The organism is Vibrio sp. T3Y01, assembly GCF_013114525.1.
Taxonomy (GTDB): domain Bacteria; phylum Pseudomonadota; class Gammaproteobacteria; order Enterobacterales; family Vibrionaceae; genus Vibrio; species Vibrio chagasii_B.
On record NZ_VTXJ01000017.1, the window covers coordinates 1 to 21,359 of the forward strand.

Below are 21,359 nucleotides of genomic sequence, written 5' to 3' on the forward strand. Positions count from 1 at the left end.
TTAAAAAGTACGCTAAATCAGTCCCGACATTTTCCCTCGGTAGTTAGTGTAATGACAAAGTCGCTTGGTAATTAAGGTACGACAGAATCGCTTGGTGATCACAATACGTTGATCTACACCGCCAGCACGAAGCTGGACAAAAGCACGTTAGAGTATTGGTCCTAACATGCGAGATTGGGATTAGACAAAGTATCTTGAACCCTTAAACGTTTGTTTGCTGCAAACTCTACAGTTAAAGGTCAAACTCTATATTGTAGAGTTTGAACACATTAACCAATGGCTCTTCCCACCCAAGACTCTCTTTCAAAGACTCTACAATTGGCCTCACTTGTTCTGTTGAGACGTTGATTTCAATTTTAAGTAACTTGTAGTTTTCGACCTTACCTTTAGAACCAAATACTGGATTTGAGCCCTCTAATGCTCGATGAGATCCTGTGACCGAACCAATCGCCCAGCAATGGTCGTAATTGCCAATTTTATCGACTCCAGATTCATGTAGTACATTTTGTACTAACATCTGCTGATCTGGATTACAGAATATTTCTAGTTTATACATTTTCGATAATACTCGTTATATACTGATTGCAGCTAACGCTTTCTATACGGCGATTGTCCGTATTCCATGGCGAAATAATGCCTTCTTTCTTTTTAATCTTCAACGATAAATCAATAAGATAGCAACCATTAAAAGGGTTGGGGCACACAGCACCGTTTAGTTTTGACAATTACTAGTTTCAGATAACTTTTAGTAGGGGAAACGCATATCTCTAGATTCTGTAAAGCACTTGAGCTAAGTTGTTTCGGGGCAAAGGTGAGACAGTATGGAACTGGTAGAAGTGCCTTACTCAACTTTCAGTATAAAGCTCGACAGTGTTTTCTAAAATTTCTTTATTGGTATGCTCAACATGCACAAACTCAATACGATCAAATGGTGTTGAGTACAGACCGGATTCTCCTGTTGTCGCAAGGATTAACATCATGGGTATCTGCGAGATTACATGCCAACGTGATAGAGCGTCTTCGAATGATATATAGCACTGTTGGTCTTTACGGAGTGATAAAGTGATCTACTAAATGGCACCTGAAGGTGTTTGAGAGCCCAAAAACACAATCAAATCAAACTGAATATTCACGAGATAAGGACTCCTAGCCAATATCTGTTCAACATTGTCAGTTTGAAAAATCGAGCAGATCTCATCTTTCGTGTAAATAAATTGTCCTGTGCGGCGGTAACGCATTTCAAGGAGCATTCTCATGCACCCCCCCCCTATCGCTAATGATCTATCATATTTTACATGTGAATTTCGGTATTAAAGAACACCTAAACCTGTACTTTTTTTCTTCCAATAGTGCAACTCAGTGAAAATGTATTGAATCAGTCCAAACAAAAGAAGAGGTAGGAACAACTGAGTGCAGCTGTGAGGTGAGGTTGCAAAATAGATAAGTTGTAATCAGCCTAATCCAACTAATATCCATTCCAAGATTAGTCAAAGGATGGAACATTCTTGGGGAGGAGTTTAGGAAGCCTAGATTTGTCAATTAGGCTAGCTTTGTGAGCCATATAGAAGGCCTCCCTTCGTGACTATAAAAATAGTTTATATACAGAACTACTCATTGCCAAAGGTACCACTGATTTCGAGAAACACCTTCAGTGAGCTGATGCTTGGTTGCTCATCTAGCTTTGTCACAACATAAAAATTTTCATTTTATACTTATAAAGACAGAATATGCTTTTTCGGCTGCACAACTTTGCTTTTTCCCGTTTAGTGTCTAACATTGATTTTGGATGACATACACGGGACTGCTGGCGGTTCCACCTAGGTCGTAAAATTCACAATCTAATACTTGATAATTCATTAGTTGAAATGACCAATGCGCTTTAGTTCGCCAGCCGAAAGCGTTAAGTCTTCAGGAAATGAGTTATGTATTTAAATAGAACTTCTTTTAAAATTATCCTCGATTCATTCTCTAAAGCATTAGAGAATGAAGTTAAGACATCTTATCTTGAACTACCTCCATGTAAAAAAGGTCCTCAAGAACTCAGGTTTGGCAATCGAAAAAATTTAGCTTGCTGTGTTTTTTTTGGTCAAACAAGATCTGAGATAGAACAGTTTTTTCAAAAAAATCCCAATGGTTTCATTGGTGTGAATTTTGATGTACTTGAAGATGGCAGTCTATGCATCTTAAATAGAGCTTTTCAACAGCTCCGTCATGTACAGCTAGATAGTCACTCATACCTTGGAAAGGAAGTACTAGTTCCTTTAGATCCTTGTCAGATTCAAAGCATAATTTATCAGACACTATGCCCGATAATTACTAAACTAGACCCTTTTTTTGCTTTGGTTGAGTTCGAGTCTAGATTAGGTTCCAAGATAAAGGTTTATGGATTCGGAAAGTGGTTTGCCGATGGGGATAGAATAAAAAACAAAAATGCACGTTCTTCTGGGCTCAGAATTGAAAACAAAAATTTAGCTTACACAGGTCACTACACACCCGTTTCATCCCATCATTGCTTATACCAGCTCTCATTTTTCACACCAGCAACTCACAATCTATTACGTGAAATTTTACATATGCTGATCTCAGAAGCACAGTCCAATCCCATTCCACTGGAACGCAAACTTAATCAAGCAGAACTCGCTGAGATGTCATGTAGGTTTGTTGTATCCAAGCTAGGGTTCCTAAAAGACGAGTTTATTGACCAGATCAAAGACCGTTTCTCAGAGTGTATAGATCCCCCTTATTATTCAGTAGAAGCAGAAGCTCTTAGTTATTTCGAAAGCATCAGTATTCCGATGGGAATAACGCTACTCGACGAGTGTTCGCTTAGCTCAACAGCTGAGTGGATCCTAAGCAATTTGGCACAGACACGCATGCCTGAATATACCTTTCCAGCGTGCAGCACCTTTGGACACAACTTTTGCACTAACATAAAACAATATTTAGATGATAGTTATGACGACGACGCTAGATGTAGTCTCGATTCCATCATGAACTACTTTGAAATTTCTTTCGATCACGAAATTTTAAAAACTGAAGAGGAATTCTCATGAGATACCATAAGCCCGATATCGGTTGGATTACATTGCGTGTTAGTTCGGATGAACATGGCACACACTATAGAATATTCGGGTTGTGGAGCAATGGGGAGTGGCGTTTGAGTAGTGGCGCAGACAGCGTTGAAACCATTGAGCAGATAACTGAAAGGTCTATCTATTGGCCACAAAGCTCTTCAATCTACGAACTAGATTTAAACCTAGAAGGGAATATTCCAGTTAGTGATAAGGTGTTCCTAGATAAGATCATCTCTTCTGCTCCTCCACACTTCTGTGTGGAAGTGGTTACGCTGCAAGAGCTTGAGATGTAGAGCCTCCAGTCAAAACTAGAAGAAAAAACGGGGGACATAATCATCGGGTAACCCGTTTGGTTAAGAAGTGGTAAATGATTTACCACTTCTTGCCCAAAATCATTCTGAGCTTTCAAGAAACATTAAAATAGTTAGTAGTTTAGTCACTAACATCACTAACATCACTAACATCAAATCAGAATAGCCGAGAGTGGCGAATCTGTCTTTTTGTGAAGGTGTTGGACAAAACCTTGTTACGGATTTGTATAAACTAGAAGCTCATAAATTAGATCAGATATGGAAAGTCGCATAGTCATATGTCCAGTATTGCTGGTCTTTTGGTTATAATTTAGGCCTAAATTTTAACACTTGCCCTCGCGAGCCTGTGATATCTTCAAGTTCTTCAACAATTTGAATAATCTGCTCATACCCATATTCAGACTCTGGGAGAACAATGATTCTATTAAATGACTCTTCTTCTTTTACGTGTGTATTGTAGCCACGCTTTCTTAAATCTTTTGTTACTGCTTCTGCGTTATTTATATCTCGTAATGCCATTAACTGAATAATGTAATTATATTGCTGTAAAGTAGTAGCATTCGGGGTTTCTATATAGGTTATAAGTGCTTCCGAAACTATATCTTTGATGCTATTGAAAAAGAAAACCTTTGAAGACACATCGCCTGAACCAACTAGCATCATTCCGCGATTGTGCTCTTCCAAGACGACTGTGCCGTTATCGAGTGTGGTACCAAATCTTATGTCTTGATGCAGAGCCACCCCAGTTTTAAATCCATTGCGCTGTGTTATTTCAATACAGTGCAAGGAAATGCGTAAGAAGTGTATGCGATCTTGTGATGGCTTTACTCTCGCCTTAACGAACTCCCCTTGGACCTTACCCATTAATTCGTCCTGACTAAAAGGGCATTGCGGGCTTGCATCGATAAACAACCCAAGCGAATCATCGTTTGCCAGTGCTACAGATGTGAACTTGATAAAAGAAACCAATAACATGCATGCCAATATAAAATGTTTTAGCATTTTAATAACTACCTCTAGTTCTGATTGTTCAGTGTGTGTTCGACAGTCTTTACATAGTAGGGAGCAGTCATATTTTACTCATCATTTAGTATGTTTGCATCAAAGCAATTAAAACCGTTAATTACATATTACCGACTAGCTTGGGGCGGGCGGATCATAGTTAGCAGGCACTTTGGGAGAAAAGTAACATGTGTAAAAATATCACTCTGTGAAGTCTCTGGACAAAGGCATCTTAGAAACCTTTTATGGTTTCACTAAGTTTGCATAATCTAACGTATCGATAACGGTCAAAAGTCCACGGGAACACCCATCATTTTATCCATCTGAATTGCATGTTTTCTTTTGTAACTCAGCAACCACGGACTTGTTAAATTCTATATACCTATGTATTTGATCAAAAATCAAGAAACCTATTAGTGATTCCTTCATACCAATTGCTGACTCGTCTATGGCTCCGTGTGAGACTGAATTTCTGCTGGCAGGGTTAGCATCACTGTGTGGATCATAGTTGCGAAAAAATGTGGTAGTTAAGAAGGTACTGAATTGTTCTGGAAAATAGCGTGAAAATGAATATGAACGATTGGATACATTTTGGGAAATATGTTTGGATAGACTGCCTTGGTTCTGGCCTTTTTTGTCAGGATTAGACATTAGGAAATCATCCCTAAGAGCAGACTCTAGCCTTGGGTAAAGCAAATGAACGGCGGTATCATAGTCACCTTGATTGTGAAACTCTAATGCCTTTTCAACTCTTCCTTTGTGCTTCGCTAAAGAGGAGTCAGTGTTGGTAAATATACTATCCAACCACTGTTGATGGCCAAAGCGGAAATCTTTATTTATATCCTCTATGATATGTGAGTGGTCCCAATCATAAATGATGTGTTGTATCAGTGACTTCTGTTGCTCATATGTTGTAAAGGCAAATGGGAACCAACCAGATGAGGTAACTTTTTTCCAGTCATCTTCGGATACGTCATATGTCTCGTAGAACAATGCTCTACTATAGCCATAACTCAAAAAATCTGTAACAGAGTAATCAATTTCCCTCTTGTTCTCATTTTCTAGGAGTGGGCCGAAATCATAGTAAAAGACCCGATCCCAACCATGATTTAGCAAGACTAAATAGGCGCAGTTTTTCGGGAACTCAATTCCTTCAAACGATACTTCTTGAACATGCAATATATCATTTAAACGGACAGGGTCTCCCTTTTCTATTTCACCAACTCTGCTTACCGAAATTTTGGCAAGTACATCAGATTCGTTTATGTAGATCTTTGCTTCCAAGTCATTGTTTATAGTAGCGACAAATGTCTTAATCGTATGAGGTTGAAATGCAGTCGGCAACTTGCTTAGGATGGCATCAAGAGATTTAACTTTTCGTATAAATTCTCGACCTTCAGATTGGACTGTCAAACCTCTGTACTCAACCGCAGCTCTATCTCCTGACTTAGCAGGGGCAACTGCATACCCTACAGGCCTCTCATCCAACTTAATCTTGTACATCATAGCCTCAATTCATTCTTAAGTAACTTGTCCATATACTACAACGTTTCCATAGACACTACATGCATAAGAAAAATTTGGTTAAATCATAGTTTGTTGAAGTGAGACATCGGGCAATCGCAACTCACTTTGGGGCGTGCGACGTGAAGTCGTATGAAGCGCTGTTCACCGCTTAATGTGTGAACCATCTGTATCACCAGATGAACCTAGGGCTCTGAATAAAGTAGCGAGCCTGACAATGTAATGAAGAATGGTCTTGACCATTCGGGATTTGAATCGTGAGAGGACGATCCTCCTGATAACCACAATCGGGTGAATGCTAGGTAGTCAGCATGATGAACATATGTGAATCCGCTTAAGGTGCGTTATGTGATGAAACAGCGGAAGTGGTTAACACGCTGTAGCCAAAAGGCACGAGAGTCGGAAAGAGATTGCCCCATGCTCTTTCGTGATCATTGAACTCTTCGCACCATAGCGGGCATCTACCCTGACATTGCGCGACATACGGAACACGGTAAGCCTGTATCACTCCCTCTGGGAAAGCCTATGTGGCCGATAGTGATGCAGGTATAGGAGGTTGGAAAAAGCGAAGGCTGCATTGTAACGATGCAGATACAGACTTGTGTCTGGTCACGAAAGTGAGCCCACTTCCGACTGGTCTCCCGTTGCGAGAGAATTTGAAGAACTTTATTAAAGGAGAAATGCAAATGATGATTTCAACAGAGATTAGTGCCTCTCCTGACAGCGTTCAATGGCAGTCAATAGACTGGAAATCCGTTGAGGCACATGTATTAAAGCTCCAGATGCGTATCGCAAAGGCAACTAGAGAAGGTAAACACGGCAAGTTGAAAGCCTTGCAATGGATACTAACTCACTCTCGCTCAGCAAAACTTCTTGCTGTTAAGCGAGTGTCTCAAAATAAAGGCAGTAAAACGTCTGGAATAGATGGTGTTATCTGGAATACAGATACACGCCGTATGAAAGCAGTGAATCAATTGAGTCGAAAGGCATACAAAGCCCAACCGCTCAAGCGTATCTACATCCCTAAAAAGAATGGCAAACTTAGGCCACTGGGCATTCCATGCATGATAGACAGAGCGCAACAAGCACTTCACCTATTAGCATTAGAGCCTGTGTCAGAAAGTCTTGCCGACCCTAACAGCTACGGTTTTAGACCAAGGCGAAGCACTGCTGACGCAATCGGCCAGTGTTTTATCTGCTTGAGTCAGAAACGGTCAGCGCAATGGGTTCTTGAAGGGGACATCAAAGCGTGTTTCGACAAAATCGGTCATCAATGGCTCATGGACAATGTTGCTGTTGATAAACGTATGTTGGAGCAATGGCTAAAGTCTGGTTTTGTAGACAAAGGGCTATTTCACGACACCGATGAAGGCACGCCTCAAGGCGGGATTATATCCCCAACCTTGATGTTAATGACACTCTCTGGTCTCGAACAGCACATTAAGTCTACTGCACTCAAAAAGGGTGCAAGAGCTAACTTCATTGGATACGCCGACGACTTCGTCGTCACTTGCGCTTCAAAGGAAGTGCTGGAGAACGATATCAAACCGTTGATTGCTGATTTCTTAGCGGAAAGAGGCTTAACCTTATCCGAAGAGAAAACGCATATTACTCATATCAACGATGGCTTTGACTTTCTTGGGTTCAACCATAGAAAGTACAAAGGGAAACTGCTCATTAAGCCGAGTAAGTCCAATACGTTGATGTTCTTAAGTAACCTGCGTGAACTCATCAAAAAGCACGTAACCCTTCCAGTGAATGATCTTATCAAACTGATAAATCCGAAGCTCAGGGGATGGTCGAACTATTATCGACACTGCGTGGCTAAACAGGTATTCGGATATATAGGTCACAAGCTATTCCATTCGTTATGGCACTGGTCTAAAAGGCGTCATCCAACAAAGTCTAAAACTTGGATTGCCCTAAAATACTTCATCAACCGAAAAGGCCAGTGGCAGTTTCACGGTTGGCAGAAGATCATGGATATGGATTGCCAGTTCAATCTGTTCCAAATAGCTAAAGTGCCGATAGAAAGACATGTGAAAATCAGAAGTGCAGCGACACCCTTTGACCCTCTTTACCAAGAATACTTGGCTAAAAGGAAGTCAAAAAGGTTAGCTCGTAACTCTTGGAACGAACCTGCTCCGACTGCTTTATAAGTTGCTGGGTATCATCTGATGCCTTTGTGGAGGCTTGAGCCTAGTGCAGTGAAAGTTGCACGCTGGGTTCTTAGGGAGACGGCACTTGGTAACAAGTGTCGTCCACCCGACACTTTCGAGCTAGAAAGTGCCACGGGTAAAAATTCAACCTGAGAAATTCTTGAACAGGAGCGATTTAGAGTCCGAAACCTATATTTTGAACTCTAGATAAGCCAAGTTTGGGGGGGAGACTGTCAGAGCTGTTCTGGATCAGCACACTTTAAAACATAGCCTTGCGAATTGTACAATAAATGTTTCTAGCCAATATCGGATAGGGCAGAGGTGCATTTCAATTATTGCATTCGTTAGTTAAGCCTCTCTGGCGAAGCTTTTCACCGATAAGTCTCTTGACTTCAGCTTCAACACCTGTTTTGGATAAATCTCCTGAAACGAGCTTTTCAGCTACCTCTTTTTGAACTTCACCAAGAATGATGTCCTTATATTTTTTTTTCTTTTCTATTTTTTCTGACCGCTCCATTAAACACACCTTATTTAGATGTTCATTCCGTTTCTTATTCCAAGATTCACTGTAGCTAGGCATTTTAGTATTGATCCAGTCCATCATTTTTTTGTTCGAAGCAATAGACATATTTAGATAATGACTTAAATCCAACTCAAGGAGGCTAAAGTCTAGAGTGAGATCTATTTCACTTCCGTTTACTGGATCAATGCTGTAAGTCTTGGTGAAACAGTCTCCATCATGTTTACCTGATATATCAAAGATGTACTTAAAGAGACCGTATAATTCGACGTAACCAGTTATTCTTCCCTTTCTTCCACATACTGAGACAACATGTATGGGAGTGGTTTCAGGCCGGTTGGTAACTAAATCTGTATCATAGTATGGAACAAAAGGCAGAGCCTCAACCTGACTCGAAAGGTACTCAAACACATTCTTTAAATCGGCCTGTTTAACACCAACATCTAGAGCGTGCAAGTAAATCATCTTTGAAACCGCACGACCGACCTCTGGTCCAGCAAGGTCTATACTGTTGCTTATATTCAATGAATCTTCATCATCAACAATGATTTCTCTATGTTCAAATGTTGCGTAGTCTGCTACTAGATTCCTTTTCTTACAGTAGCTTTTTATAATATCCCTTGCGGTTTTTTCGTTGCTAGAACGGATGGATATAACAGACTTCTGACTGTCTATGTCTATTTCTTGGAAGGTCGGCTTGCGGGGCTGTATTTTTCCATCAGTAGAAAGGACGCTTTGTTCGCCATTTTCTCTATCGGTGATATTGACAAACCTATCATCGCCTCTCTCTTTGGTAATTCCAAACAGAACATTTAGAAGTTTGAACTGATTACAAAGTAAGGCGTCCCACCTGCGACCAGATTCATTATTACAATGATTACAAATTAAATTGTCGTTAGTCTTTCTTCCACCAATACCATTGGGAATTATATGTTCCTTGCTACCAACCCCGCCAGTACAACCCTCGAAGATTCCATTTAATGCACAAGTGCTCATGGCAAGTTTCCTTGGTAATCGTTACTACAGTTTTTATAAATTGGAATGCTAAAAGACCTTTCAAGCAGGAATTTTAAATCACACTCTAAAAATAGGAGCACATTCATCTCAGCGCTTTGTTTAAAGGATGAACAGGCTTTGCTGCTATGTTATTGTATATGAAACTATTTTTACAAACTTCAGGTAAAACACATACCCCACCACGCTAACATTTAGTTATTAATAATCACTAGCAAGAAAGCCTTGCCATTCACCTATGTATTAGCTTTAGTATGGCTGTCACTGATAATGGGATATTAAACGTAGACTCATACTAACTCGTTTTGGGGCAGATTTGAGCTAGCTGGCACGTGCCATGAGTAAAGCTTCAATGAATGAGTAAAAAATCTAGCTTACAATTGAACAGAAGTGAGCTAGAGATTTTTCCCTCAAAAAAATCCATCTTTTAAAAATAAGTAAAAGATGGATTAGTTAAAGGCCACAATCACTTCAATAAAGACCTTATGTTATCCGAAATGTTAACCTTTGTTACTGAACCAACTACACTTTCCAAATCGATATCTCGTCTGTTCTTATGTGCTACCGCATTCAACAAGGTAAATAACTCGGCATTTGTTCTAATTAACGCACTATTGGCTTTACGTAGCTTGGATAGTTCCGCCTTCTTTTCAACTAACTCTTTCTTTATCTTATCAATATCTTCTGCTTTTTCTGGTCTGGTATTTGAACTTAAAGGCTCCCGCTTTTGAGCTTTTATTACATCTAGAGCTTCTTTATGTAAATCAGGGTAATGTCTTATTAAACTGCGACCAACTCCTGCCTCATCTTCTATAGAAGAAAGCGATATTCTCTTACCTGGGCTTACATGAACCGGCTTCCCCTCTTTCAACCTTGCTAAAGCTGCTCTTAACTTTTGTTCGCCACTCATGCTTGTACCTCAGGTTCTAAGTTAAATGCCTTCATGATTCGTAACGCTACAACATTCTGACTTTTCATCATACCTTCATTCCCTGCAAAACCTTCCAAACTCTCAAGACTGAGTAACTTGATATTTCTGTCGTATAGTTTTTTCCAGTTAATAGCATTCTTTAGTGTGATTATCGTTGTATCACAAGTTTCTCCACAAACTGACGGATCGATGGTATCCGTTTTTTCACACTTATGCGCTTTTGTGCAATAGCCAAAAGGAGTTTTAGTTATATCCCACTCTCCAGTCTCTATCAAAACCCTAATTTCATCATCAGTTAACTGAATGGCGGATTCTCTCATTGCCTCGATCTCTTTACCCTTAACACCTTCTAAGTGGCAATCTGAGTAGTATAAATCTCTGTATATGTTAGTTTTAACCAAGATGTGCTCATTAGCGATATCTTCCATGATAGACCAATCTCTTAGCAACCTTTGAGTAAATGCTAACTCTGACCCTTTCCCGTAATACTCCGTCATATACTGGTACATATGCTTTACCTGCTGTTTTACCGCTGGAGCAGAAGCAAGATCATGAGTAAGAAAGTTAACTATTAGAGTTCTTCTGAATTGATGTGTATTCAACTTCCACAAGCTTCCAACCATTATGTGTTCACGCCCTCGATTCATCGCTTTGCTTTGTTCTAAAGCAGGCTCAGTGACTATGAGTCCGATGTGTTTAGCTAAGTCTTGCAACGACTTTGTCACTGGGTTTAGGGCTGCGAATGTTGGGAGAATGCTGACATTTGCACTGATCAACAGAAAGTCATTCCCCTTCAAGGATGGTACTAATTTTTTGGCAGGTCTATGTATCAACTTTATGAGATCAATAGCTTTTTTAACTTCAGGAATGGTAATGTAATCTACATCAGCCCCTCCTGATATTTTCGTCTCATATGCCCGGACATAATAATACTTATCTTCATCATCAGGAGTGCACCGAAAACAATCATCTTTTAATGATGTAATTTCATCAAACCGCATTCCTGTATAAGATGAAATGATTACATAGCAAGCAGCAAACACACGGCTTATATATCCATGGTAAACCCTAGTATTCTTGTCTTTTGAGGCAAGATGACCTAAGCCTTCATCTATCAAGAGCTGCTTTAAGCTTTTGAACTTTCCTTTCTTTTCTTGAGATACTCGATGCCTTTCGGCTTGGTATGTAACATCTATAGGATACTTTGATTGTGCAACTATTCTGGATTTTCTAACTTGCTTGAACTTTTTCTCTAAAACTCGATTAATTTTCGTTATCACATCTGGTGCATCATTAATGATCTCTAACGATTCAGATAATAGCTTTGAGTGAAGCTCTAGTGGTATGTACAAGGTTTGCCTAACATGAGAACTCTCTGCCACGTAAGGAGCAGTTAGCTGCTTTAGCGAAGCCCAACTGTCGTTTAGTACATTTCTGCTTAGTGGAAGGCTAATATTCAAGCCATTTAAATTTAAACGGGAAGCAGAGTTAAGCCTCCCAAACCTGCCTTCTAGTGTTGAATGAGAGTACTTTCCTTTGACAGATTCTAAGTATTTAATCATGCCTATACTACTGTTTAGCTTAGTCACTGACATTAGATTGCATTCCTGTAGCTCATTAAAGAGCGGTCGTAATCTTCTCATGGTTTCCGTGGCAACCGCTGCACGGCCACTGGATTTGTACTCTGATTTGAAGATAGCTAAAACAATGACTCTCAGCTCTAAAAGTAAGCTTGCCGACATCTTATCGGTTGGAAAATAGACTTTATACGTTGATTTCGAACTGTTCTTCCTAAGGTCTCGATATGCACTGAAATCCCATACCGGATCATTAAACCTAGAAACAACTTCGCCTTTTAAATCATAAGCAACAGCAGGGTTTTGAGTTATTAACTCAAAAGTACTCATATCTGATAGATTATTACAAGGCTCTTTAACAGAGGCTGCTGATGTAACTGAATAATTACTCATAGATCATACATCCATAATGGTGAAATGCCTTGTTCTCTCATCATATCTTTAGCTATCTTAACTAGCTTTTTATCTAGATTATGTTCAGCTAGGTATTTTATATTATTGATAGTGTTCTCTATTACTTTTCTACTTCCAAAAAGACCTCCAGCTTCGCATTCGTATCGACTGTTGATTAATACTTGTCGTAGCGACAACAGTTGATAAACGTGGCTTTCGGATTTTACAAACAGATGATTTGGGCAGGTAATACATGATAAAAAACTTGTACAATAAATAACCTCCCCCTCTTTACGTAAGCCAGACTTCTTGATTTTTCGTGTGTTTCGGTCAGCCTCTTTAGATGAAACTGCATTGATACACACCCCACCTGAAGGCGTTTTGGTTGAGTTTTCATTATCATAAAGTACAGCTTTCGAGGCTGCTTCATCGATCACTTTTACTTGAAACAGGTCTTGATATGCAGCCATACCTTTTTTCAGAGCTTTATTATTTTCTTCGACAGAGCCTTGGTTATAGTACTTCTCAGAAACAACTACCGAGTTGTTAAGCACTTCTGCTCTTTGTTGAATGTCATTGAAGAATAGCCCATAGGAATGTCGTAACTTTCGAGTATCTAGTTTTAAACTCTCGGCTCCCAGTGATAGATTTAAAGGGCTTAGAGTGTTACGTAGTAGACCTCTGTACGCATGGGACTGTATAGAGCTAACGCTACCATCGAGGTTAACAAAAGGAAAAAGGAATCCTCCTTCTGGATCGACTCTTTTTGAATGATCAATAATTTTCTCAAGCAACGTTTTAAAATGCTTCTTTACTAATAGTATTTTTTCCGCATCTTTTTTCTTCTTTCTTTTGTCTGTTATCGAGATCTTTATCATGCCATCTATGATTTCTGATTCTGATATAGAACTTCTCTTCAGTCTGAAAGCAGGAGACTGATTGATACCAGTTATAGCAACAAACACCGAAGAGTAAAACATCGAAGCTAGGTTCGAGATATACCCCTTAGTATTGATAGCACCTGCTACTCTGTGCTTGATGATATAGGTTATACCTCCAATATCATGCTTGAATTGAGTGTCGTTTAGGCTCTCAATTGGAGCGTTTTGAACACTCAAAGTATGATAAAAATCAGCGGCATTAATTAAGAATTTAAGGAGGGCTTTGTACCCTTCTTTACTGTAGCCTTTTGAGTTATCTTTCCCATTAATAGTCGCGCCAAATAGTACTCCTGTTCGCTTACCTAAAGATGGAAAATACTTATCAAAGTCAAGTTTACCGATACCAAAGCAGTCATACATAACTTGCTTGAGAATTTTTCTTTTTTTTTCAAAAGTAGCTTTTGATATCTCCTCAAGGTTATATTTTCTGTGCAGTACTCCTTGATAACTTTCAATACTTTCTTTGGCTGCAATTGACCGAACAGTGTCATACGATCTTAAGTGCCGTACATACAGTCTAAAATCTCGAATTTTTGTCAGTTTCGTTTCTGAAGCGAATGAACTATTTACAATATACTTAACAAATAAAGATAACTCCTGCCTAATATCCTTTGTATCTAGCTCGGTCTCTTGTATCCAACTCAACACACTTTCCGAATATTCGTTTCCAAACTCTTTATCGAATTTAATGCAGTATCCGATATCGTTAGCCCTAGTTTCCCTCGAATAAGAACTCTTCGATACTTCAATCTTTCTTGATTTCTTTACCATTAAGCCGTCTCACTAAAGATTAAGCTTAATAACTCTTCATTTAGCTTTGATTGTTCTACCAAAGCTTTAGACTTCTGAAAGTAAGAGAGATACTGCAACGTATCTGTAATATTCTTATGCCTCATTTGACTCTTTGTGAATCTCAGAGCTTCACTATCGCTAAGAGTCTCTACGTTTAGAGCTGCATTCATTACATCAACTCCAAACGTGACTCTTAAATCATGAAAGTCATGTGAGAAGTCTGGATATTCAGGGTATATATGTTTATGTACAAACTGATTAAAAAGTGTCGATATTGTGTGTTGGGAATAAGCTCCGCCTCTTTGTGTAATAAAGACGTTAGCTCTTTCACCACCATTATTTATGAACTTATTTAGTCGATTTACATAGCGACTGCTGATGTGATAACGCTTTAACAGCTTAACGGCAGAGCCAGCAATCGTAACTGGAAGCTCACTGTTCTGCTTCGTTTTGTGTTGTACTTTTGCGCCGAGTTCTAACTCAAAATGTGGGTCATCATCTTTGTAGATCGCAAACATGTCTGTCCGAAGGTCTGCAATTTCGCTTGCTCTAAGCCCTGATAAGATAGCAAGCACACAAATCAGCAAAAACTCTTCCGAACCATGCTCTTTCAGCTTCGTAAAAAACATCTCTTGCTCTTGTATAGTAAACGGCTTTAAAGACCCTTCCTGACTTCGAGCTGATACATCCAATTTTTCTGTAGATACTCGCCTAACTATGCTTCTTCCTGCTATATGTGCAAATGGGTCATTATCAAACTGTCTTATTTCTATTTCCTCATATTCCATAGGAATAGAGGTAAATGGAGTATTAATATCCAAATGAAATATATAGAAATTAGCGACAACGCTAAAGTATGACCGAGCGGTGCTACCAGCAATGTTGCCCTCTTCGTACTGTTCTTTTAACCACCACTTAAATCCAGTAAAAGGTCTATCCACAGGCTCTAGTGCCCCTACATTCCAAGAGAGGTTGTGCTGATGCAGAAAGTCAAAATATAGCCGTAACGCTTTAGCTTGTGTTGCTGATGAAGTTTTTGAATGATTTCTATAGTGGGATACTATAAATGATAATACAGGCGGTACTACTACACCTGTTTCACTCTCTATAACAACGTATAAATTATCACAAGTTTTCTTATCTGACTCAGCATAGAGTACTCCCTCTTTCAAGGATAAATTTTTCTGTTCATAAAAATCGGATAGAAGATTTAGACTTTTGATCTTGTGAGTCATATACATACGAAGGCAACTTAGTAGCTAGCAATAGAATCAGATTCGTTCATAAAAAAAGCCAATTCAAGACTTTAGGGTTGTTCATATTACAAAGAATGAAAGAGTTGAGGGTTGGTTCATAATTTAAGACTTGACGATACAACTCCCGCCAGCTCCACCAAACGTTTGGAAAAGGCCACCTTCGGGTGGCCTTTTTTGTACCTAAAATATCAAAAATTCAATCACTTAGCTCACTCCCCTGTCTTATTCTGTCTCATCGCGTCTCATATCTGCTCACGTTTTTAGTACCCGCCCAGTTACCCTATACTCTCATCCAAGATATTTCGGGTACTAAATAGGTTTAAAATGGCAAGACCAGCAGTTCAACTGACAGATAAAAAAGTCAAAAGCACAAAACCAACTGGCAAAGAGCAATTGCTCAGTGATGGACGAGGCTTGCAGCTTAGAATAATGCCAAATGGAACTAAATCTTGGCGTTTCGTATACAAGAGTCCAGCAACAGGGAAACGCAGCAATATAACCTTAGGCAAGTACCCAGATCTATCAATAGCTAATGCACGGAAAATAACCGAAGGTCACCGTGAGCTAGTAGCACTAAGCATTGATCCAAAACACCACAAAAAAGAGGAAAAGGAAAAAGCCGACGCTATATATAAGCACACGTTATTCAATGTTTCACAGCAATGGATGGAGCAAAAGAAATCAACAGTTACCGAAGATTATGCGAAAGATATCTGGCGTTCACTTGAACTACATGTTTTTCCTTCTTTGGGCTCACAACCTATCTCTATGGTTACAGCTCAGACTGTAATTCAAACTCTAAGGGTTGTAGAAGCCAAAGGTTCTTTAGAAACACTCAAACGATTATCTCAACGGCTAAATGAAGTCATGCTGTACGCTATGCACAGCGGCTTAATTAACGCCAATCCAATAAGCAATATTTTTGCTACTTTTAAAAAGCCTCAACAAGAGCATATGAAAGCGCTAGAGCCACACGAATTACCCGAATTGATGGCAACTTTAAGCGAAGCAAGTATCAAGCGTTCGACACGAAACCTTATCAAGTTTCAACTACATACAATGACCAGACCAAACGAAGCAGCTGGAGCCAAGTGGTCAGAATTCGATTTAGAAAGTCGAGTTTGGACAATACCTGCAGAAAGGATGAAAAAGCGCAAAAAACACCGAATACCTCTAACGGACGAAGTCATCGTTCTATTAAATGTGATGAGCTCGATGAGAGTAAAAAGCGAATATGTTTTTCCGTCGGCAACAGATCCAAAAAAACCAATGCATAGTCAAACAGCTAATATGGCTCTAAAACGCATGGGGTTTGGAGGTCGGTTAGTTTCCCATGGTTTACGCTCCATAGCTAGCTCAACGCTCAATGCAGCTGGACACGACTACATTTTAATTGAATCAGCACTCGCTCACCTTATTGGTAACAAAACACATCGTGCATATAGCCGAACAGATTACCTAGAACGTAGAAGAGATCTTATGGCTTGGTGGAGCAAGCATATTGTTGATGCAACTCGAACAGGTATTGCGCTGAGCTAGCGCACTTTGAAATACAACAATTATCGTGATGCTAAAAAGAAATTTAGTTGCTTCTAAACAGCGAAGAACTGCTAAGTCATCGAACAGGAGTAAAAGAACTGACTTAGCCGTTAGAGTTGTAGATCAGCCTCAGGCGATAATGACATTAATTTTGACGACAACGTTTCAAAATGAACATCTGATAGCTTTATATGTAGTGAAATACTGTTAAATATTAGCATTGGAAGGCTGAGTGAGAATCCGTTAGTTGATTAAGCGATCTCGAGCGAGAGCAATCAGTCTTTCTTTTCTAACCCTCCCAAGTAGAAACTGTTACTCGTCAATTTGAAAAAAAATGTGACACCCATAACAAATAGAGATCATTATCAAGCAAAAGGAAGGATTTTAACGCAATCTCTGAACCGAAATCACGTTTTGATCGTAACCGTCTAGCCCCTAACAAGATAGCAAATAAAAGGTATGACGTTTTGTTATTTCAATAGTTTCTTGTGCGTCAGGATTATGACGCTTATTAATAATGAAAATATCAACTCAATCTTTTGTAAGATCAACGCGCTTAGTAGACGGAAAAGTGATGCATATAGATGATACGGAAAACAACATCAGTTCATTGAAGAATAATATGTACGAATATAACTACACGGACAGTGGAGTCATCGTAAGAAGCGATGCATCATTTGTTAAGCTTGAATTTTTGTTTCAACCAATAATCGACTTGAAGCATAGACAAGTAAGGCACCTTGAGATCCTATCTAAAGTCTTGAGCGATTCCGGTGAGATTTGTTACAACGAAACGTTTTTCTCTGAAATTGATCAAGAGTTCATAAAAATGGTCGCGCTAGCTCAAATTAAGTTCTGTAGTGATCTAAAAGTCCATATTCCTATAACTGTTAATATCACTTTGTCATGTTTAAAGGATAGGTTTTTTTTGCAGAGCCTCTTAAATGAACGTGACGTTAACTTTGATATTGAGATTACAGATATCGACTGTGATGTAAATTGTGGCCGCTTGCAAAGTAGTATCAGATTATTAAAGCGCTCTGGTGTAGGATTGTTATTAGATGATTATTATCATAAAAACAATGTTGCAAACATATCACTAGGATTTATTGATTGGGATTACATCAAAATAGACAAGTCTTTCCTTCACCATAACTGCGACGACATTAATACAATAAACTATCTATTGAGAGTAATATCTCCTTACGCCAAGAAAGGTATTATTTTAGAAGGCGTCGAAACTTCTTATCAGCATGACGTTGTGAAGAACCTTAATGTTCTGGTTCAAGGATACTTTTATTCTCCTCCAGTGAGCTGGACACAGCTAAAAAGAAAGATGAACATAATGAATAAAGAACATGTTTAAGATAAGAAAGATAAGAGTAAATTTAAAAACAAAAGATACCGGAAGCTTTGTATCTAAGTCAAAACACATAATTAAACTTACTGATTTTTTCGGGGCTATCTCATACCCAGGATGCGTCATCGTGATAGAGGGTGAAGCTTTGATTCAGTTACCCTCAAATACATTAATAAATTTTTCGTTGAAAGAAGAGTTATCCGATGACTTTTCTTTATATTTAGTGATGTGTGATATGGATTATGATAGCTATACGTTTAAAAAAATGAAACCTTATATCGATTCGTTGATCCATGTTCAAAATGGCATTTTCGACCATACTGATTTTTTACACGAATTGATAAATAGAGATGCTTTTAGAACTCTAAAGAAATTTGATCTTAAAAGAACTGACTCTATATCTGAACGTATTCATCGTCTAATATCTAAAAAAATCCAACATCGTTGGACAGCAGAAGAAATATCCAAAAGTCTTAATATGTCAAAAGCTACACTTATGAGGAGGATATCTCAAGAAAAAACCACATTATCAGACTTGATACTTTCAGCAAGAATGAATAAAGCTGCGTATTTACTATTAAAGAAAAAACATCCTATAAAAAAGGTAGCTCACTTAACAGGTTTTTCTAGCGCATCTTACTTTTGCAAAAAATTTAAGGAAACATATGGAAATTCTCCCAAGCAATTTGTTAACTTAATGGACTATAAACAAAAAGAAACGCAGCGCGAGCGCGTCTATTAAGTCAAAAAATTTGAAATGAACATCTTGTGACTAGAACACAATTAATAGTCGACTAGTGTTGTATTGGTGTTTCTTAAAACTACCTATTTAAGCATTCGAGATAGGTGGTATTCGTGTAGTCAACAAAAATCGTAGATTACACTTTGGACTTCTTTAACCATGCTCTCGCATTCCATTGAAATGGCAACGTTCTTCTGTCTTGTTCATCTAACCAACAAAGTGATTCACAGAACATCAATTTGTTCAGCCGATACTTTTTAGTCAGATTCTTCCCCCAAAACGATTGATAATCGCGAACTTCAAAACAAGCCAACTTATGTAAATAACTCAATTGCTTGAGAGGATCTCTGAACTCCTGCTTCATAAATGGCCTAGCTTGTCTATTCTGCTTAATGTGCTTAGGGTGAAGCTTCGATAACCTCTCTCCTAGCCGCTCAATCGCTTCTTCGTTACCCGATTTACGCATAAGAACATGATAATGAGGTAACCATTTTTGTGGTGAATCATGAAAATCTAACTCGAACGCCCCCAATACCGGACCACTGATACCACATCTAGATAGTAACTTTCTCAATCTGTCCTTATCTTTAGGGATATCATAATTGACGAAGTCATATGCATCGACTCCACGCGAGTATTGAACAATAGTATAGATACCGTATTCAGCATCCAGTACTTGCTCTTGGTCAAGCAAGATTGAAGCAATGATGTTGTTAACACGTTCTATTTTAAACAGACGATTGCATTTTTTACATGCCACACTCTTACACTGGTATAAACCTTCATTGCAAGACTCTAGCTTATCTGCCAACTCATGCAATTGACCACAACTATATCTTTGACCACGACTTTGATAGACATGATCAGCCATTTTTCTGAGCAGCTTAATACGATAATCGTTCTCTAAATAGGCTTCGTACTCGCTCATTAACCAATCACACTCTTCTAATCTGATGCCAGCTAAGAATATGTCTAGTTTCATCTTCTCCATACCTCTTCGAGTAGCTTTTGTCCTTTATCTAATTGCGGTACTAGAAAAATACTTTGCCGCTCTTCAACCCAAGCATCTACTTCAGATTCTTTCCATGCTACTCGGTTTTTTGAGAGTCTATATGCACTTGGAAACTCTCCTGATTTCATCAAGCGATAGATCTGAGCTCGGCTGTAGGAAGTTCTCTCAAGCACTTCTCCAATTTTCATATATCTATCATTCGCCATGTCTTTTTTCTCTGCTTCAAATAATGGAGCCATCTTATCAAACGGAAAAAGGTATCTTGTGAGGCTCACAAAACCTGTGAGCCTCACAAAATAAAAACACCTAAAAAACATAATGATACAACCACACATTGTGAGTCTCACATAAAAAACATTCAATTAGATAGACAGATCGTGTAGCGTGTATTTGGTAACAAGTAACGAGAATGGATTATGAAACGTAAAAGTGATGCCGCTATAAGACAACAACTTGTAACACAGAGAAGAAAAGATTCAGGACTCGTAACCAAGAGAATTCACGTGTCAGATATCTCATTAGACATACTTGATGCAATTGGAACTAAACTTGGCTTCTCAAGAAAGGAACTCCGTAACAGTGAAAATTTATCCGCTATTATCGAGCTTTGTCTTGGTACTTTTTTAGACGGAAGTTTTGAAGGTAAAGCGAGCCGCAAAGAAGCTCTATACCTGATGCAAATCCACAACATAGTTAAGTTCAAAGAACAACAAGGATTCAATGACAAAGCTATATCTAACTTTCTTGAAGACTCGGGATATGAGACACCGTTCATCGCTAAACGAGTGGTCAGTACACAAAAACATCGTTTAAGAATGGTAGAGAAATGGAGTGAGGTACTTATAGTAAGATTAAAAAAGGAAAGCTATATTAAAAAACAAATCCAGCTCATTGGCGAGTGTCGTCGTCCAAAAAGAGTAATTCGCAAGAAACCTCACGTAAGAAGAGAATCAGAAGTGTTTCGAGAAGAAGATTTCTCAGAATAGAAATGTCATCTATCTGGTGCAAGAGTTTAGGTCACAAGAGTAAGGTGTCATGAACACACTCGACATTGGTCACACTTTTTCAAAATAACTCAGTTTTTATTTTAGTACCCATTAAGTTACCCAAACCAATAAATAAATTTAGATTTTAACTTTAAAATCAGTAACATAATAAGCAGTTTCAGATGACGCCAGCTCCACCAAACGTTTGGAAAGGGCGGTAACTCAT

17 protein-coding genes are annotated in these 21,359 nt (G+C 38.8%); 7 read left to right on the forward strand and 10 right to left on the reverse strand.

Annotated features, from left to right (window positions below; genetic code table 11):
* Window positions 1-232: 232 nt before the first annotated feature.
* Entirely contained in the window at window positions 233-556 is a 324-nt protein-coding gene (locus F0232_RS17250) for a hypothetical protein (RefSeq protein WP_004735154.1), read from the reverse strand.
* Window positions 557-1,922: 1,366 nt separating this feature from the next.
* Between F0232_RS17250 and F0232_RS17255 the strand changes: the two genes are divergently transcribed.
* A complete protein-coding gene (locus F0232_RS17255; RefSeq protein WP_004735151.1) occupies window positions 1,923-3,053 on the forward strand; it encodes a hypothetical protein in 1,131 nt (376 codons plus the stop codon).
* Complete coding sequence (locus tag F0232_RS17260) at window positions 3,050-3,367, forward strand: hypothetical protein (protein WP_102333752.1); 318 nt, start codon at window positions 3,050-3,052, stop codon at window positions 3,365-3,367. Before F0232_RS17255 ends, F0232_RS17260 begins: the two co-directional genes overlap by 4 nt.
* Before the next feature lie 321 nt (window positions 3,368-3,688).
* Here F0232_RS17260 and F0232_RS17265 read toward each other — a convergent pair whose 3' ends face one another.
* Together F0232_RS17265 and F0232_RS17270 are read right to left on the reverse strand one after the other, a co-directional pair.
* Complete coding sequence (locus F0232_RS17265; protein WP_105059103.1) at window positions 3,689-4,387, reverse strand: SPOR domain-containing protein; 699 nt, start codon at window positions 4,385-4,387, stop codon at window positions 3,689-3,691.
* A gap of 315 nt (window positions 4,388-4,702) precedes the next feature.
* Window positions 4,703-5,893 (reverse strand): hypothetical protein, encoded by a 1,191-nt coding sequence (locus tag F0232_RS17270; protein WP_105059102.1) that lies wholly within the window; start codon window positions 5,891-5,893, stop codon window positions 4,703-4,705.
* A 704-nt stretch (window positions 5,894-6,597) separates the two neighbouring features.
* Here F0232_RS17270 and ltrA point away from each other — a divergent pair.
* Complete coding sequence (ltrA, locus tag F0232_RS17275; RefSeq protein ID WP_105059101.1) at window positions 6,598-8,070, forward strand: group II intron reverse transcriptase/maturase; 1,473 nt, start codon at window positions 6,598-6,600, stop codon at window positions 8,068-8,070.
* Between the two features lie 328 nt (window positions 8,071-8,398).
* Here ltrA and F0232_RS17280 read toward each other — a convergent pair whose 3' ends face one another.
* The 5 genes from F0232_RS17280 to F0232_RS17300 form a co-directional block, all read right to left on the reverse strand.
* Entirely contained in the window at window positions 8,399-9,586 is a 1,188-nt protein-coding gene (locus tag F0232_RS17280) for an HNH endonuclease (RefSeq protein ID WP_102333749.1), read from the reverse strand.
* Between the two features lie 484 nt (window positions 9,587-10,070).
* Window positions 10,071-10,514: a hypothetical protein gene (locus F0232_RS17285; RefSeq protein ID WP_102333748.1), complete on the reverse strand. Its 444-nt coding sequence runs from the start codon at window positions 10,512-10,514 to the stop codon at window positions 10,071-10,073.
* Window positions 10,511-12,505, reverse strand: coding sequence for an ABC transporter ATP-binding protein (locus F0232_RS17290; RefSeq protein ID WP_102333747.1), 1,995 nt, complete (start codon window positions 12,503-12,505; stop codon window positions 10,511-10,513). Before F0232_RS17290 ends, F0232_RS17285 begins: the two co-directional genes overlap by 4 nt.
* Window positions 12,502-14,217: a hypothetical protein gene (locus tag F0232_RS17295; RefSeq protein ID WP_171750946.1), complete on the reverse strand. Its 1,716-nt coding sequence runs from the start codon at window positions 14,215-14,217 to the stop codon at window positions 12,502-12,504. The genes F0232_RS17290 and F0232_RS17295 overlap by 4 nt, the downstream gene beginning before the upstream one ends.
* Entirely contained in the window at window positions 14,217-15,479 is a 1,263-nt protein-coding gene (locus F0232_RS17300) for a tyrosine-type recombinase/integrase (protein WP_102333745.1), read from the reverse strand. Before F0232_RS17300 ends, F0232_RS17295 begins: the two co-directional genes overlap by 1 nt.
* Before the next feature lie 339 nt (window positions 15,480-15,818).
* On the opposite strand from F0232_RS17300, the gene F0232_RS17305 reads away from it, so the two are divergent.
* From F0232_RS17305 to F0232_RS17315, 3 genes are all read left to right on the forward strand, one after another.
* Window positions 15,819-17,033: an integrase domain-containing protein gene (locus F0232_RS17305; RefSeq protein WP_053409596.1), complete on the forward strand. Its 1,215-nt coding sequence runs from the start codon at window positions 15,819-15,821 to the stop codon at window positions 17,031-17,033.
* Between the two features lie 517 nt (window positions 17,034-17,550).
* A complete protein-coding gene (locus tag F0232_RS17310; protein ID WP_253821972.1) occupies window positions 17,551-18,399 on the forward strand; it encodes an EAL domain-containing protein in 849 nt (282 codons plus the stop codon).
* On the forward strand, window positions 18,392-19,135 hold the full coding sequence (locus tag F0232_RS17315; RefSeq protein WP_032551361.1) for a helix-turn-helix transcriptional regulator: 744 nt from the start codon (window positions 18,392-18,394) through the stop codon (window positions 19,133-19,135). Before F0232_RS17310 ends, F0232_RS17315 begins: the two co-directional genes overlap by 8 nt.
* Window positions 19,136-19,271: 136 nt before the next feature.
* On the opposite strand, the gene F0232_RS17320 is transcribed toward F0232_RS17315, so the two are convergent.
* Window positions 19,272-20,117: a hypothetical protein gene (locus F0232_RS17320; protein WP_171750947.1), complete on the reverse strand. Its 846-nt coding sequence runs from the start codon at window positions 20,115-20,117 to the stop codon at window positions 19,272-19,274.
* On the reverse strand, window positions 20,114-20,386 hold the full coding sequence (locus tag F0232_RS17325) for an AlpA family transcriptional regulator (RefSeq protein ID WP_245639057.1): 273 nt from the start codon (window positions 20,384-20,386) through the stop codon (window positions 20,114-20,116). Before F0232_RS17325 ends, F0232_RS17320 begins: the two co-directional genes overlap by 4 nt.
* A gap of 177 nt (window positions 20,387-20,563) precedes the next feature.
* Between F0232_RS17325 and F0232_RS17330 the strand changes: the two genes are divergently transcribed.
* The gene (locus F0232_RS17330; protein WP_216608302.1) at window positions 20,564-21,133 is read left to right on the forward strand and encodes a hypothetical protein; all 570 of its coding nucleotides are present in this window, start codon (window positions 20,564-20,566) and stop codon (window positions 21,131-21,133) included.
* The last annotated feature ends 226 nt before the right edge of the window (window positions 21,134-21,359 follow it).

Bases quoted from the DNA above. Each gene is read 5' to 3' on its own strand.
- F0232_RS17250 (WP_004735154.1), bottom strand. From the start codon at position 556: ATGTATAAACTAGAAATATTCTGTAATCCAGATCAGCAGATGTTAGTA.
- F0232_RS17255 (WP_004735151.1), top strand. From the start codon at position 1,923: ATGTATTTAAATAGAACTTCTTTTAAAATTATCCTCGATTCATTCTCT.
- F0232_RS17260 (WP_102333752.1), top strand. From the start codon at position 3,050: ATGAGATACCATAAGCCCGATATCGGTTGGATTACATTGCGTGTTAGT.
- F0232_RS17265 (WP_105059103.1), bottom strand. From the start codon at position 4,387: ATGCTAAAACATTTTATATTGGCATGCATGTTATTGGTTTCTTTTATC.
- F0232_RS17270 (WP_105059102.1), bottom strand. From the start codon at position 5,893: ATGATGTACAAGATTAAGTTGGATGAGAGGCCTGTAGGGTATGCAGTT.
- ltrA (WP_105059101.1), top strand. From the start codon at position 6,598: ATGATGATTTCAACAGAGATTAGTGCCTCTCCTGACAGCGTTCAATGG.
- F0232_RS17280 (WP_102333749.1), bottom strand. From the start codon at position 9,586: ATGAGCACTTGTGCATTAAATGGAATCTTCGAGGGTTGTACTGGCGGG.
- F0232_RS17285 (WP_102333748.1), bottom strand. From the start codon at position 10,514: ATGAGTGGCGAACAAAAGTTAAGAGCAGCTTTAGCAAGGTTGAAAGAG.
- F0232_RS17290 (WP_102333747.1), bottom strand. From the start codon at position 12,505: ATGAGTAATTATTCAGTTACATCAGCAGCCTCTGTTAAAGAGCCTTGT.
- F0232_RS17295 (WP_171750946.1), bottom strand. From the start codon at position 14,217: ATGGTAAAGAAATCAAGAAAGATTGAAGTATCGAAGAGTTCTTATTCG.
- F0232_RS17300 (WP_102333745.1), bottom strand. From the start codon at position 15,479: ATGTATATGACTCACAAGATCAAAAGTCTAAATCTTCTATCCGATTTT.
- F0232_RS17305 (WP_053409596.1), top strand. From the start codon at position 15,819: ATGGCAAGACCAGCAGTTCAACTGACAGATAAAAAAGTCAAAAGCACA.
- F0232_RS17310 (WP_253821972.1), top strand. From the start codon at position 17,551: ATGAAAATATCAACTCAATCTTTTGTAAGATCAACGCGCTTAGTAGAC.
- F0232_RS17315 (WP_032551361.1), top strand. From the start codon at position 18,392: ATGTTTAAGATAAGAAAGATAAGAGTAAATTTAAAAACAAAAGATACC.
- F0232_RS17320 (WP_171750947.1), bottom strand. From the start codon at position 20,117: ATGAAACTAGACATATTCTTAGCTGGCATCAGATTAGAAGAGTGTGAT.
- F0232_RS17325 (WP_245639057.1), bottom strand. From the start codon at position 20,386: ATGGCTCCATTATTTGAAGCAGAGAAAAAAGACATGGCGAATGATAGA.
- F0232_RS17330 (WP_216608302.1), top strand. From the start codon at position 20,564: ATGAAACGTAAAAGTGATGCCGCTATAAGACAACAACTTGTAACACAG.